Origin of the sequence: Sandarakinorhabdus glacialis (genome assembly GCF_014643455.1) — a bacterium.
GTDB lineage: Bacteria > Pseudomonadota > Alphaproteobacteria > Sphingomonadales > Sphingomonadaceae > Sandarakinorhabdus > Sandarakinorhabdus glacialis.
The window spans coordinates 70,621-84,072 of record NZ_BMJM01000004.1 but is presented as its reverse complement, the minus strand read 5'-3'; the positions used below and the strand labels follow the sequence as shown (position 1 = coordinate 84,072).

General features: G+C 65.4%; 15 protein-coding genes. 4 read left to right on the top strand and 11 right to left on the bottom strand.

What is annotated here, in order from left to right:
• Positions 1–4 precede the first annotated feature (4 nt).
• Positions 5–1,309 carry a tRNA uridine-5-carboxymethylaminomethyl(34) synthesis GTPase MnmE gene (gene mnmE, locus IEW98_RS07000; protein ID WP_188762224.1) on the bottom strand — a complete coding sequence of 435 codons (1,305 nt, stop codon included), beginning with the start codon at positions 1,307–1,309 and terminating at the stop codon, positions 5–7.
• A 13-nt stretch (positions 1,310–1,322) separates the two neighbouring features.
• The gene (locus IEW98_RS06995) at positions 1,323–1,559 is read right to left on the bottom strand and encodes a DUF6489 family protein (protein ID WP_188762223.1); all 237 of its coding nucleotides are present in this window, start codon (positions 1,557–1,559) and stop codon (positions 1,323–1,325) included.
• Between the two features lie 158 nt (positions 1,560–1,717).
• Here IEW98_RS06995 and IEW98_RS06990 point away from each other — a divergent pair, with 158 nt between their 5' ends.
• A complete protein-coding gene (locus IEW98_RS06990; protein ID WP_188762222.1) occupies positions 1,718–2,683 on the top strand; it encodes a quinone oxidoreductase family protein in 966 nt (321 codons plus the stop codon).
• A 3-nt stretch (positions 2,684–2,686) separates the two neighbouring features.
• Here IEW98_RS06990 and IEW98_RS06985 read toward each other — a convergent pair whose 3' ends face one another.
• The 3 genes from IEW98_RS06985 to IEW98_RS06975 all read right to left on the bottom strand — a co-directional run bounded on the left by IEW98_RS06985 (position 2,687) and on the right by IEW98_RS06975 (position 4,363).
• Positions 2,687–3,232, bottom strand: a complete 546-nt coding sequence (locus tag IEW98_RS06985) for a J domain-containing protein (RefSeq protein ID WP_188762221.1) — start codon at positions 3,230–3,232, stop codon at positions 2,687–2,689.
• 104 nt (positions 3,233–3,336) lie between these two features.
• Positions 3,337–3,912 (bottom strand): DUF937 domain-containing protein, encoded by a 576-nt coding sequence (locus IEW98_RS06980; protein WP_188762220.1) that lies wholly within the window; start codon positions 3,910–3,912, stop codon positions 3,337–3,339.
• Between the two features lie 85 nt (positions 3,913–3,997).
• The gene (locus tag IEW98_RS06975; protein WP_188762219.1) at positions 3,998–4,363 is read right to left on the bottom strand and encodes a DUF4870 family protein; all 366 of its coding nucleotides are present in this window, start codon (positions 4,361–4,363) and stop codon (positions 3,998–4,000) included.
• 146 nt (positions 4,364–4,509) lie between these two features.
• Here IEW98_RS06975 and IEW98_RS06970 point away from each other — a divergent pair, with 146 nt between their 5' ends.
• Positions 4,510–5,751 (top strand): MFS transporter, encoded by a 1,242-nt coding sequence (locus IEW98_RS06970; protein WP_243450606.1) that lies wholly within the window; start codon positions 4,510–4,512, stop codon positions 5,749–5,751.
• 142 nt (positions 5,752–5,893) lie between these two features.
• On the opposite strand, the gene IEW98_RS06965 is transcribed toward IEW98_RS06970, so the two are convergent.
• The 6 genes from IEW98_RS06965 to typA all read right to left on the bottom strand — a co-directional run bounded on the left by IEW98_RS06965 (position 5,894) and on the right by typA (position 11,244).
• Entirely contained in the window at positions 5,894–6,523 is a 630-nt protein-coding gene (locus IEW98_RS06965; protein WP_188762217.1) for a 2-dehydro-3-deoxy-6-phosphogalactonate aldolase, read from the bottom strand.
• Positions 6,520–7,413: a 2-dehydro-3-deoxygalactonokinase gene (locus IEW98_RS06960; RefSeq protein ID WP_188762216.1), complete on the bottom strand. Its 894-nt coding sequence runs from the start codon at positions 7,411–7,413 to the stop codon at positions 6,520–6,522. The genes IEW98_RS06965 and IEW98_RS06960 overlap by 4 nt, the downstream gene beginning before the upstream one ends.
• A gap of 118 nt (positions 7,414–7,531) precedes the next feature.
• A complete protein-coding gene (locus tag IEW98_RS06955) occupies positions 7,532–8,125 on the bottom strand; it encodes a urate hydroxylase PuuD (protein ID WP_188762215.1) in 594 nt (197 codons plus the stop codon).
• An 85-nt stretch (positions 8,126–8,210) separates the two neighbouring features.
• Positions 8,211–8,819, bottom strand: a complete 609-nt coding sequence (gene folE, locus IEW98_RS06950; RefSeq protein WP_188762214.1) for a GTP cyclohydrolase I FolE — start codon at positions 8,817–8,819, stop codon at positions 8,211–8,213.
• Positions 8,820–8,945: 126 nt separating this feature from the next.
• Positions 8,946–9,182: a hypothetical protein gene (locus IEW98_RS06945; RefSeq protein WP_188762213.1), complete on the bottom strand. Its 237-nt coding sequence runs from the start codon at positions 9,180–9,182 to the stop codon at positions 8,946–8,948.
• 223 nt (positions 9,183–9,405) lie between these two features.
• Positions 9,406–11,244, bottom strand: a complete 1,839-nt coding sequence (gene typA / locus IEW98_RS06940) for a translational GTPase TypA (protein WP_188762212.1) — start codon at positions 11,242–11,244, stop codon at positions 9,406–9,408.
• Positions 11,245–11,565: 321 nt separating this feature from the next.
• Between typA and IEW98_RS06935 the strand changes: the two genes are divergently transcribed.
• Positions 11,566–12,513 carry a helix-turn-helix domain-containing protein gene (locus IEW98_RS06935; protein WP_188762211.1) on the top strand — a complete coding sequence of 316 codons (948 nt, stop codon included), beginning with the start codon at positions 11,566–11,568 and terminating at the stop codon, positions 12,511–12,513.
• A 6-nt stretch (positions 12,514–12,519) separates the two neighbouring features.
• Entirely contained in the window at positions 12,520–13,446 is a 927-nt protein-coding gene (locus tag IEW98_RS06930; RefSeq protein ID WP_188762210.1) for a YbgF trimerization domain-containing protein, read from the top strand.
• Positions 13,447–13,452 lie beyond the last annotated feature (6 nt).

Here is a 13,452-nt window from a genome sequence, read left to right as displayed (position 1 = left end):
CCGGCTATTTGCCGATGCAAAAGCGCGAAAATATCCGATCGAGCACGTCATCGACATCCACGCGCCCAGCTATCCGCCCAAATGCCCGGGCGGCCATCCGAAGGCCCTCAGTTCGAAGTACGGCGTCTTCCACCGCCGCTGCGCCGCGCAAAGCCTCGGCAGCATCCCCGAAAGCCGCCGCGTGCCTGGCATGGGACAACAAGGCGGGCTCACCCGGCCGAACCACCGCAGCCGCCCATGCCGACAACGCGGCGCGCAAAACAGCCAATCCATCGCCGCGCGTCGCCGAAACCGCGAAGACTTGTTCGCCGGCAGCCGGCAAGATATCCATCGTATCGATCTTGTTCACGACCAGGAAACCCGCGCTCTCAACGTCGGCTCGCGGCACGTCGATAACCTCGATCACAAGATCGGCATCCGCCACGCGCATCCGCGCCCGGCGGATGCCTTCGGCCTCAATTAGGTCGTCGGTCTCGCGCAGCCCTGCGGTGTCGATCAACACGGCCGCGACGCCGTCGAAGTCTATCGGAACTTCGATGGCATCGCGCGTCGTCCCCGCAATCGAAGTTACAATCGCGACATCTCGCTCCACCAAAGCATTGACAAGGCTAGACTTTCCGACGTTTGGCGCCCCCGATATGGCAATCGTCAGGCCATCACGCGTGCGCGCCCCCCGCTTGGCATCCGCCAGCGCCGCGTCGAGCTCGTCGACCAGTGCCAGCAGTTCCACTTGCGCCGCCTTGTTCAACTGCGCCGCGACATCCTCCTCATCCTCACCGAAATCCAGCGCGGCCTCAGCCTCTGCCAAGATCATGATACACCGCTCGCGCCAAGCATCGGCTACTCTGCTCAGCGTACCACCCGCCAACGCCAATGCCTGATCCCGCTGCGCGGCAGTTTCCGCGGCGACCAGATCGGCCAACCCCTCGACCTGCGCCAGATCAATCCGCCCGTTGGCAAATCCGCGCCGCGTGAACTCGCCAGCCTCTGCCAGTCGAACGTCTGGCATTGCGGTCAATGCTGCCAGCACCCCCGACACAACTGCAATTCCGCCATGAAGATGCAGTTCGGCCAAATCCTCTCCGGTCGCACTTGCCGGCCCGGGAAACAAAACCACCATCGCCGAATCGAGCACAACTCCGCTGACTCGATCGACCAACCTGCGTAGCGCCATCTGGCGAGCCACAGGCAATGCCATGACCGTCAGCGCCGCTACACCCGCAAACGCAGCCGGCCCCGATATCCGTATAACCGCAATAGCCGCCGGTGGCCGGCCCGAGGCCAGCGCTACAATCGTCGCAACCGTCACTGTCCGGCTAAGCTCAAGATCCAGCTTTCGGCATCGCCGACAGGAACAGCTTCTGCCATTGCTCGAAGCCATCGGCGATCCCGGGCATCCACGCCCGTGTCATTTTTTCAAAATCCGCCGGCGTCACGCCTTCCGAGATCGTTGCCTTCAGCCGTTCGATATAAAGGTCGTGAACCGGCGCGAGATCCGGCAAACCAAAAAATGCTCTAGCTTCTTCAGGAGTGCACTCGATCACGAAATTGACCTTCATCGTTTAGCCTCTCCGCAACTTGGCACGTCTGTTTCGCTAGTCTAGCTTCGGTAATCAACAAAGGCAAAAACGCCGGCAAGACATTAACACTCCTGACGGCCAAATTCAGAAGATTTACTTTCTCAAGCACTTACCGCGCAGCATAAAGGAAAACAATCATGGCAGCCATCCAGTTCGCATTGATCGGCGGCCCAGATGTGCTCACCATTCACGAGAGCCGAATCCCCACCCCCGGCCCAGGCGAAATCCTGATCCGCCAAACCGCGATCGGGCTCAACTTCATCGACACCTACCACCGCACCGGCCTCTACCCCGTCCCCCTCCCCAGCGGGATCGGCCTTGAAGCGGCCGGCGTCGTCGAGACCGTCGGCCCCGGCGTCACCCTCACCCCCGGCACCCGCATCGGCTATTGTTGGGGTCCCATCGGCGCCTACGCCAGCCACCGCGTCATCGCCGCCGATCGCGTCGTCGTCCTCCCGGACGGCGTCGGTGACGAAGCTGCCGCCGCCGGGCTCCTCAAGGGGTGCACCACCGAATTCCTCGTCGAGCGCTGCGCCCGCATCCAGCCCGGCCAATGGGTCCTTGTCCAGGCCGCTGCCGGCGGCGTCGGGCTCCTCCTCGTCCAATGGCTCAAGCACGTCGGTGCCAACGTCATAGCCGTCGCCGGCTCGCCCGAAAAAGTCGCCATGGCCCTCGCCCACGGCGCCGATCACGGTATCGTCTTCGCCGGCGACCTAGCCGCCCAGGTTCGCGCTCTCACCGATGGCCGCGGCGTCGATGTCGTCTTCGATGGCGTCGGCAAAACGACCTTCGAAGCCTCGCTCGACAGCCTGTGCCGCCGCGGTCTCCACATCAGCTACGGCAACGCTTCCGGCGCCGTCGGACCCGTCGATTTCAGCATCCTGGCGCGTAAGGGCTCACTATTCGTTACTAGGCCGACGCTATTCGATTACTACACTAGCCGCGCCGAGATCGAGACCCACGCCGGCCGCGTGCTCGAACTGATCGCCTCGGGCGTACTCAAGGTCAACATCGACCAGCGCTACGCCCTCAAGGATGCCGCCCAGGCCCACCGCGATCTCGAAGCCCGCAAGACCACCGGCTCCACCATCCTCATCCCGTAGATTTCAGCCCCCCGTAGCACCGCCAAGGGCCGTCCGCACCGCATCGGCATCGCTCAATATCTGCCAGGCTGCCTGCACGGCGCGAAACCTGTCAGCCGCCGCCGCATCGGTGCCCGCCACATCCGGGTGACTGGCCTTCGCCGCCGTCCGCCACGCCGCCTTGACGAGCAGCATGTCGGCGTCCGGATCGAGCCCCAGCAGCGCCAGCGCGTCGAGCTCGGCGCGGCTGCGCGTGCCGTCACCCGGCCCGCCCCACTCCCAATGCGACGCACTCTTATACTTGGTCTCGCCCTGCTCGCTGGCCTCGCGCGCGGCGGCTTCCTCGGGTGTCAAACCGGCAAAATAATCCCAGTTCGCATTATATTCGGCGGCGTGTTTCTCGCAAAAATACCAGCGTTCGGGCCGATTCGGCGCTTTCGGAGCCGGCCTGTCGCCGGCATTGGTGCAGCCGTGCCGGTCGCAGATCCGCACTTCCACGGCCGCGCTGCCGCTGCCATACGGACGCCAGCGCGGGAATCCCCAGTCATCGGTGCGCCGGTGTCGGGTCATCGCTTCGAAGCTCGGCTCCTTCCCGGCTGCACCATGCGGCCGGGTGTTCCACTTAATCGGCCCGAGCCTGAATCGCTACCCCAGTTTCCGGCGCCCCGCCAGCATCAGCGCCGCAGGAACCCCATGATCTCGTCGAGCGGATTGCCGTCCTTGTTGGTATCGATCATCGAAATCAACGCACCGGCCGCGCCGCCCATACCGCCTTGTTGGGCATTGCCGCCGCCAAGCAACCCGCCGAGCATTCCGCCCAATCCACCGCCAGCCGCCCCGCCCACGGTCCCGGTGCCATTGCCCAGCGCACTCGCCGCCATCGTCGCGATCATCGGCAACAACGCCTTCAACGACCCGACATCGAGCCCTGTCTGCCCGGCTGCCTTGTCGGCTACGGCGCGCGAAACATCCTTCGAACCAAAGATCGTGCCTAGGATATCATTACCTTGCGCCACGGCACCATCGCCGCTGGCGGAGCCCGTGTACGATGCCGCGGCTTCCGCCAACTGGTCGACGACCGAGCCATTGCCAGCCTGCGCCTGCTTCGCCAGCCCACCTGTAACCGCCGGCAACAGCGCCGCAACGGCACCCTGCGCCTGTTCGGGCGAGATGCCGACCCGCGCCGCCATCGCCGCAATCGCATCGGCGCCGCCCATGCGAGCAATCATGTCCATCATTTGCTGCGACATCGCGGTCACTCCCTGCTTATCTACCAATGCCGAAACGATACAGCGTTCCGGTGACAACCGCGAGTCGGCCTGCCTGCCGAACACACTACCACAGCCAAGTTTCCACATTCGCCACCGGTTCGCGGTTTTGCGCCGTCAACATCGCCCGGACGGTCCGGATCGCCACCCACACGATCAACAGTGGATAAATCAGGTACCCGGCCAGCCCCAAGGTCAGGATCGTCGGCACGACGGCCAGAATCCCGAGCACGAGGCCAACCCAGAACGTTCTGATATGAAAGCGAAAATGGCTGGTTTCCCAGTTACCAGGCACGTCGTCCTTCCAGACATATGCCATGACCAGCCCGATCAGCATGGTCAGCCCGGTCACGAGGCTGGCGAGGTACAGCAGCGCCACAATCGTCGGCTGGTTGAAATCGAAACCCTTTGCCGTCGGATCCGGTTCGGTCATCAAATCTCTCCCACCACGCGCTGCGACCAGATGAATGCGCCCCCGCAGCCTCCGGAATGTGCCGCTACGGCGCCATTCCTGCAAGTCCCGGCCCACAGCCCGCCCCGCACTGGACGCGCGCCGCGATATGCCGGACAGTCGCCGAGATGCTGGCCCTTCTCTCTGCACGGCGCTTCGGGCCGCTGTTTGCCACCCAGTTTCTCGGCGCCTTCAACGACAATCTGTTCAAGACCGCCTTCATCTTCCTCGTCGCCTTCCAGCTGCGTGCCGGGGACCCTGCCGGCGCCGCGACGCTCGCCGTCGTCGCTACGGGCGTCTTCATCCTGCCGTTCCTGCTGTTCTCCGGTCTATCCGGCGAAATCTCCGACGCCCGCGACAAGGCCGTAATCGCCAGGCTGGTCAAGGGCGCCGAAATCGCCTTCATGGCGCTCGGCGCCATAGCATTGGCGCTCGAATCGGAAGTCTTCGCGCTCGGCGTCATCTTCCTGATGGGCGTCCACTCGACCGTTTTCGGCCCGGTCAAATACGCCATCCTGCCCCAGCACCTCGCCGCCAATGAATTGTTGCTCGGCACCGGGCTCGTCGAAGGCGCCACATTCGTCGCTATCTTGCTCGGCCAGATCGCCGGCGGCCTGCTACCGATTGCGCTGGTCGGCCCGGTCGCGCTCGGCGTCGCCATCACCGGCTGGCTCGCCTCGCGCCTGATCCCGCCGGCGCCGCCGAGCAGCACGATCCCCATCGACTGGAACCCTGTCTCCGCCTCGCGCCGCGCCTTGGGAGAAGCCTTCGCCAGCCGCGAACTCCGCATCGCCACCATCTGCATCAGCTGGTTCTGGGCGCTGGGCGCGGTCTATACGACGCAGTTCGTGCCGCTCGCCAAGAACGATCTCGGCGGCACCGAGGGCGTCGCCACGCTGTTCCTCGCTGCCTTTTCGATCGGTGTCGCCTCGGGTTCGGCAGGCGTCAGCCGCTTGCTCGGCGGCCGTATCTCGACCCGCCTGTCACCTTGGGCCGGGCTCATCATGGCGCTCGCCGGCCTCGATCTCTTCTTTGCGGAGCGGCATTTCTCGGCCGCCATTACCACCGATGTCGGCACCTTCCTGTCGGATCCGCGCGGCTGGCGCATCCTCGCCGACCTGACCATCCTCGCGGTTGCCGGCGGCATCTTCTCGGTACCGCTCTACGGCGTCCTGCAAACCGCCAGCGACCCCGCCGGCCGCGCCCGCGCCATCGCCGCCAACAATATCGTCAACGCCGGCTTCCAGGTCGCCGCCGTCCTCGCCATCGGCGCCGCCATCACCCGCGGCGCCAGCGTCCCCGCCGTCCTCCTCGGCGCCGGCCTGACGGTCGTCCTGCTGATCCCCCTCCTCCGCAAACTCCCACGCTAAGAAACCTTTCGTCATGCTGAACTTGTTTCAGCATCCATCGCGACGGCAAGCACAAAAAGACCGTACATAGCCCGTCTTCGTCCAAGCACTTAAGCTGTCATCCCGGGCTTGACCCGGGACCCAGTTACCTCTCTGCGCCGCTTCAGTCCCGCAACGCCCCCACAAAACGCAGCGCTATCTCCCCCACGGCCTCCGCCGTCATCCCCGGCGAAAACAGCGAAGCCCCCAATCCAAATCCATCCGCCCCAGCCGCACGCCAAGGCGCCAGCCCCTCCACGGTCATCCCGCCCACCGCCAAAACCGGCACACCGCGCGGCAGCACCGCACGCATCGCTTTCAACACCGCCGGCGACCCAGCCTCGGCCGGAAAAAATTTCAACCCATGCGCGCCGGCATTCAACGCCGCAAAACCCTCGGTCGGCGTGAAAAATCCCGGCAATGAAACCATCCCGGCCTCGACAGTCGCCTCGATCACCGCCGGGTCGCAATGCGGCGATACCACCAGCCGGCCACCCGCCGCTGCCACCCGCCCGACCGCTTCGACATCAAGGACCGTGCCGGCACCGACCAGCACATCATCCCCCGCCAGTCCCGCCAGCCGCGCAATCGATTCATACGCCTCGGGCGAATTCAGCGGCACCTCGATGATCCGGATGCCGGCCGCGACCAGCGCCGCGCCGACCGCTTCGATCTCCTCGGGACGGACCCCGCGCAGCACCGCCACCAGCGGCATCTCCGCCATTGCCGCCGCAAACAGTTCCTCAGCGGTCATCGCGGTGCTCCGGCCAGCGCCGCCATGATCGCCACGGCACCGGCAAGAAACGCCTGGTCGCCATCGATGCAGAAGGATTCGCGCCCGGCGCGCTGCAGCGCCAGCGCGAACCGCTGGCACAGGTCGGCGGCGCCGATGATCGTCACCACATCGGCACGTTCGCGGCCCAGCCCGATGCGGACATCGGCACCGATCAACAGCCCGGAAATCCGGCTGGCGGCATCGGCGGGCGTCATCCGGCGGGTCACCACGCGCGCCCGCACGCTGAACAGTTCGGCATTGAGGTCGGGCATGTCGAGCGCATGGTCGACGCCTTCGAGGAACACCGCATCGTCGGCCGGCTCGTTCTGCAACAGGTCCGACAGGATCGAGCCGGCCTTCAATGCAGCAAGGATGTCGCCGGTCATCACGGTGCGAAACCGCATGATCTCGCCCAGCGATATCTCGGCCCATTTGGTATGGGTTCCGGGCAGGCAGACCAGCCCGTCGGGCACCTTGCCCATCGCATGGGCGCCCAGGATCTGGACTTCCTCGCCGCGCATTACGTCGGGCCGCTTGTCGTCGTCGACCATGACGCCGGGCACGATAAAGACATTGTCCGGCATGTGCGCGATGCCGCCGACGATCGCCGCCAGCCCCGCCGGTGCCGCGACATACGGAACCTCGGTCCAGCCGCGCGTCGAACCGATCATGCCCGCCAGCAAAAGCGGAACATCGCCGGTTTGCGCTCGCAACGCCGCGATCTCGCCGGCAAAATCACCGCCCCCGCTGCCGATCGCCAGGACTCCGCGGTCGTCGCTCCGCTGCGCCAGCACCATGCCACCGGCACCGACGTGGAACACTCGGCGGTGGGTCGTACCCCAATCGACGGCGACAAATTCTGCGTGCATTGCGATAACTCCGGCAGGGCCCCCGCCGCTCGTCTAGACGCTGGGACGGCGACCGCAAAGCCCCGGCCCGTGCCGCGGTAACACGTCGCCGGGGACCCGCGGCCCCCGGCGAAACGCCTTAGCGGGCAAGCCCGTAGGTGGTCACCATGCAATACAGCATCGGAAAGCTCAGCACGAAGTTGGTCCGGCTGAACAGCATCGCCTTCTTGGCAGCTTCCGCCTTGGCCTCGGGGGTGCCTTCGACGATCCCGAGCGCGATCTTCTGGTTCGGCCAGATGAACATCCAGACGTTGGCGGCCATGATGATGCCCAGCCACATGCCGACCCCGATCAGGCGATAAGGCGCCTGGAAGGTCAGCGCCTCGACGAGGTAGAGCTGCGGCGGCGACCCGGCGATGGCGAGGCCCAGCACCATGGTGGCGAGCGCCGACCAGCGGAACCAGAACAGCGCCTCGGGCGCGATATACTTCGACACCGCCGGCTTCAGCTCGGCCGGCACCTTGGGCATCGTCGGGATTTGTACGAAGTTGAAATAATACAGCAGGCCGATCCACAATATGCCGCAAAGCACATGGGCAAAGCGCAGGAACCAGTTCGCCCAATTGGCCGGGTCGCTGGCGATATCCGGCGCATGAAACGCCAGTGCGACGATCAACAGCAGGATGCCGCCGACCATCAGTGCCCGGTTCAGATTGCCCAATATGTTTGCCATGTCGCTGTCGACCCCTTGTTTGCCTCATCATTCCATAGGCGATGCAGCAACGCTTGTTAAGCGCCGGCAACAATCACGCCTGGGATCAGCCCCTGATCAGCGCCAGCACTTCCTTGCGGCTGCGATCGTCCTCGCGGAACACCCCCATCATCCGGCTGGTCGTCATCGTCACCCCCGGCGTCATCACGCCGCGCGCGCTCATGCAGGCATGGCTGGCCTCGATGACCACCGCCACGCCGACCGGATCGAGGTGCAACTGGATGCAATCGGCGATCTCGGCAGTCAGCCGCTCCTGCACCTGCAGGCGCTTGGCAAAGCCCTGCAGCACCCGCACCAGCTTGGAAATGCCGACGACGCGCTTGTTGGGCAGATAGGCGATGTGCGCCCGGCCGATGATCGGCGCCATATGGTGTTCGCAATGCGACTGGAACGGAATGTCGCGCAGGATGACGATCTCGTCATAGCCGCCGACTTCCCTGAACGTCCGCGACAGGTGCTGCCCCGGGTCTTCCTGGTAACCCCGGAAATATTCGCGATACGCCCGCGCCACCCGCCCCGGCGTATCGAGCAGCCCCTCACGGTCGGGATCGTCGCCGGCCCAGCGGATCAGCGTTCGCACCGCCGCCTCGGCCTCGGCCTGCGGGACCGGTTCGACATGCCGGACCCGCTTATAGTCTGCGTATTCATCCGCCATGGTCAGTCCACTCCCCGGCGCCATCGGCGCCCGCTGGGGCGATGATCGCCGGCAGCCTGTGTGGAATGAACCGTAACACGGCGCTCGCGCAAGGTGTCGCTATGCCGCTGGGCGGACCAGCGCGGTTCAGGCCGTCGTGGTCGGGCCGCGGCGGCGAACGACAACCGCGAACAACAGCACCGCGATCACCGCCAGCGCAACATTGAGCAGATCGTCGACTGCCGTCCCGGGCGCCTGCAGCATCACCGTCGTGCGCGTCTCACGGACCGCAGAAACAGGTGTCAAATCGATCGATGCAACCGCCATTGCCGGCGCCGACATCATCGACATCCCGGCGAACACTATCAACAATGACTGTTTCACGGCAGTAACTCCCGACAAGGTCATAGCTGCACTGCAGCAAGAACCATGCCAGATGATACCGCCTGCCTAACCTGCTGGAATCAAACGTGGTAAACAGTCAATTACCATCGAAAGTGTAAGACCAGCCTACACTTTCGGTTTACCGCAAATTACGATTGATGCTGCGCCGCACAATGGCAAGGCTGGAATCACCCGGCCCCGGCCAATCTACTGTCAACTAGCCTTAACCGGCGTTCCTGAAGCGTGAAGCGCGCTTGCGCTCGTTCGGATCGAGATGGATCTTGCGCAACCGGATGAAGTTCGGCGTCACCTCGACCAGCTCGTCCTCCTCGATATAGGCGATCGCCTGCTCGAGCGTCAGCCGCTTCGGCGGGCTCAGCTGGATGGCATCATCCTTGCCGCTGGCACGGAAGTTGGTCAGCGCCTTCGACTTGAGCGGATTGACCTCGAGATCCTCGTCACGCGCATTCTCGCCGATGACCATGCCCTGGTAGACCGCTTCACCCGGCTCGATCATCAACGTGCCGCGCGGCTGCAGATAACCCAGCGCATAGCCCACAGCTTCACCCGTCTCGGTCGAGATCAGCACGCCATTGCCGCGCCCGGAAACCGAACCCTTGTACGGCCCATATTTCTCGAACAGCCGGTTCATGATGCCCGTCCCGCGCGTATCCGACAGAAACTCGCCATGATAGCCGATCAGGCCCCGCGCCGGCGCCGAGAAGGTCAGCCGGGTCTTGCCGCCGCCCGAAGGCCGCATGTCGGTCATCTCGGCCTTGCGGCCCGCCATCTTCTCGACAACCGTCCCCGAATATTGCTCATCGACGTCGATCACCACAATTTCGTAAGGCTCGGTGCGCTTGCCATTGTCATCGGTGCCATAGATCACCCGCGGCCGCGAAATCGACAGTTCGAAACCCTCGCGGCGCATCGTCTCGATCAGCACGCCCAATTGCAACTCGCCGCGCCCGGCAACCTCGAAGGCATCCTTCGACGCACTCTCGGTCACCTTGACGGCAACATTGCCCTCGGCTTCGCGCACCAGGCGATCCGAAATCATCCGGCTCGTGACCTTGGAACCATCACGCCCCGCATACGGCGAATCATTGACCGCAAAGGTCATCGACAGCGTCGGCGGATCGATCGGCTGCGCATGCAGCGGCTCGGTGACGGTAATATCGGCAATCGTATCGGCAACCGTCGCCTTGCTGAACCCGGCCAGCGCGATGATGTCGCCGGCGCGGGCCTCCTCGACCGGCACCCGCTCCAGACCACGGAACGCAAAGATCTTCGACGCCCGGCCTTCCTCGACGACCTTGCCATCAGGGTTGAGCGCACGGATCTGCGTATTCAGCCGCAGCGTTCCCGAAAGGATGCGTCCGGTCAAAATACGACCAACAAAGTTATCGCGATCGAGCAGCGACACCAGCATCTTGAACTCGCCATCCACATCGGCGGCCGGCGGCGGCACATGCGCCACGATCGTCTCGAACAACGGCGTCAAATCACCCGATCGCACGTCGGAATCGCGCCCGGCATAACCATTGCGCCCCGAAGCGAAGATCACCGGAAAATCGAGCTGCGCGTCGGTTGCTTCCAGCGTCACGAACAGGTCGAACACCTCGTCGAGCACTTCCTGCGCCCGCGCATCGGGCCGGTCGATCTTGTTGACGACGACGATCGGCCGCAACCCCAGCGCCAGTGCCTTGCCGGTGACGAACTTGGTCTGCGGCATCGGGCCTTCGGCGGCATCCACCAGCAGCACGACACCGTCGACCATCGACAGGATGCGCTCGACTTCGCCGCCGAAATCGGCGTGGCCCGGCGTATCGACGATGTTGATATGGGTCGTCACGTCGCTGGTCTTGTCGGTCCACTCGATCGACGTGCACTTCGCCAGGATGGTGATGCCGCGCTCTTTTTCGAGATCGTTCGAATCCATCGCCCGTTCGGCCACGCGCTGGTTGTCGCGAAACGTCCCCGACTGGCGGAACAGCTGGTCGACAAGCGTCGTCTTGCCGTGATCGACGTGCGCGATGATCGCGATATTACGCAAGGCCATTGAAATCGGGTCCTGTGGAAAGGGCGTGCAAGATAGGCAGGGGGAAACCGCCGCAGGGTGCTAGTCCCCGACAGCCATTGGCGCGCCCATAGCGTCTTTGACGCGCCGCAACAAGGGACCCAGACTCCAGCTACTCCTTGACGAACGGGCGACAATGGCATTCGAACCACCGCATTGCGCCGTCGCCGCGACCGTGTCGGCTCCGCATCGGCTTGACTTGCATCCGCCCCACCGGCATCGAAAGCGCATCGGCGACATTGCCGCGATGCGGATGCCTGGCGCCCGGTTCGGCCCGCACCCGACACATAAGGAATGCCCAGCGTGGAATTGCCCGAAAGCGGCGTCAAGCGTACCGGAGCGATGCTCGCCGCGGGACGTGCCGCCGCCGGACTCGAGATCGCCGACATCGCTCGCGAAACCCGCGTGCCGCTGCGCCACCTGCGCGCCCTCGAGGCCGACGAACACGACAGCCTGCCGGCGCTCCCCTATGCGGTCGGCTTCGTCAAATCCTACGCCCGCACGGTCGGTCTCGATCCCGAAGCGCTGGCCATCCAGTTCCGCGCTGAAACCACCAAGGCGGCGCATGTCCCGACCCCGATGTCGCTCGAACCGCTCGATGAACGCCGCCTGCCCTCCAAGGGCCTGGTCTTCGCCAGCGTCGGCGTCGTCGTGCTGATCATCGCCGGGCTATCGGCCTGGGGCTCGGGCGCCTTCGACCCGGCACCGGTCACCGAAGTCGCTGCCGTTGCTCAGGACGCCTCCACCGATACCGGCGCCGTCGAATCGACCGACCCACTGGTCCCCGCCGCCCCGACCGCCGCCGCCCCCGGTTTCGCTGCAACCCCCGGCGCCGTCGTTCCCGCCGTCGGCCCGGTGGTGCTCACGGCGCGCGAAGACGTCTGGGTGCAGATCACGGATCCTGCCACCCGCTCCAATATCAAGGTCGGCATCCTCAAGACGGGCGAAAGCTATTCGGTCCCCGCCGCCACCCCCGGCCTGCAACTCCGCACCGGCAAGGCGGGCGCCCTCGATGTCACCGTCGGTGGCCGCGCCATCCCGCCGCTGGGTGGTCCCGTCGAAACGATCCGCGACGTCAGCCTGGCGCCCGCCGATCTCGCCGCCCGCGCCGCCGCGACCACGGCCGGCACCCCGGCCGCCGCCGCCGGCCCACGCCCGATCGCCGAAATCCCCCGCCCGGTCCTCAGTTCGTTGCCGACGCCGGAACCGAGCAGCGCACCGACCGCTAATGGCACCGTCCCAGGAGTCTGACCTGCCATGTTGCGTCCGCTGATCGTCATTGCCTCCCTGTTCTCCGTCTTGCCGACCTCATCGCTGCTCGCCCAGGACCTCGATCCGGTCCGCGTCGAACGCCGCGTCGGCAAGCTCGAATCCGAGCTTCGCGCCGTCCAGCGCAAGGTCTTCCCCGGCGGCGACGCGCGCTATTTCGAACCCGAGATCAACGCCCCGGCCGCAGCCGCGCCCGCCAGCATCGGCTCGCCGGCGTCGCAGCCGATCACCGACCTGTCGAACCGCGTCGGCGAGCTCGAGCGCCAGCTGCGCGACCTGACCGGCCAGATCGAAGCCAACCAGTTCAAGCTGCGCCAGCTTGACGAGGCGCAGGCGAAATTGCGCGGCGACCTCGAATTCCGCCTCACCGGCCTCGAAGGCGGCGGCCAGCCCGCTGCCGCCGCTGCGCCCGGCGCACAGGTCCTTCCGCCGCCGCCCGGCACCCGCGTCGGTGCCCCGGAGATCGACTTCGCCGACCGTCCCGTTCCGGCGCCGCGTCCTGCGACACCAGCCGCGCCGGCCGCCACCGCCGACGCCGCCTGGAAACAGGCCTATGCCAAGTCGCTGTCGAAAAACTGGCCCGAAACCGAAATCGCGATGACCGATTTCATCGCCGCCTGGCCCAAATCGACCCGCGTTCCCCAGGCGCAATATTGGCTCGGCCGCAGCCATGCCGAACGCGGCCAGAACGCCGAGGCGGCGCGCGCCTTCCTCGAACTCTACAAGACCGCACCGCGCAGCGACCGCGCGCCCGACAGCCTGCTCGGCCTCGCCACCGCGATGAACGGCCTCAAGAAACCCAAGGACGCCTGCCGCGTCCTCGGCGAACTCGGCAGCGTCTATGGCGAAAAGCTGACCCCGGCCCAGAAGTCCGAATCGCAGGCGCTGGGCACCAGGGCCAAATGCGCGGCATGATCCCGA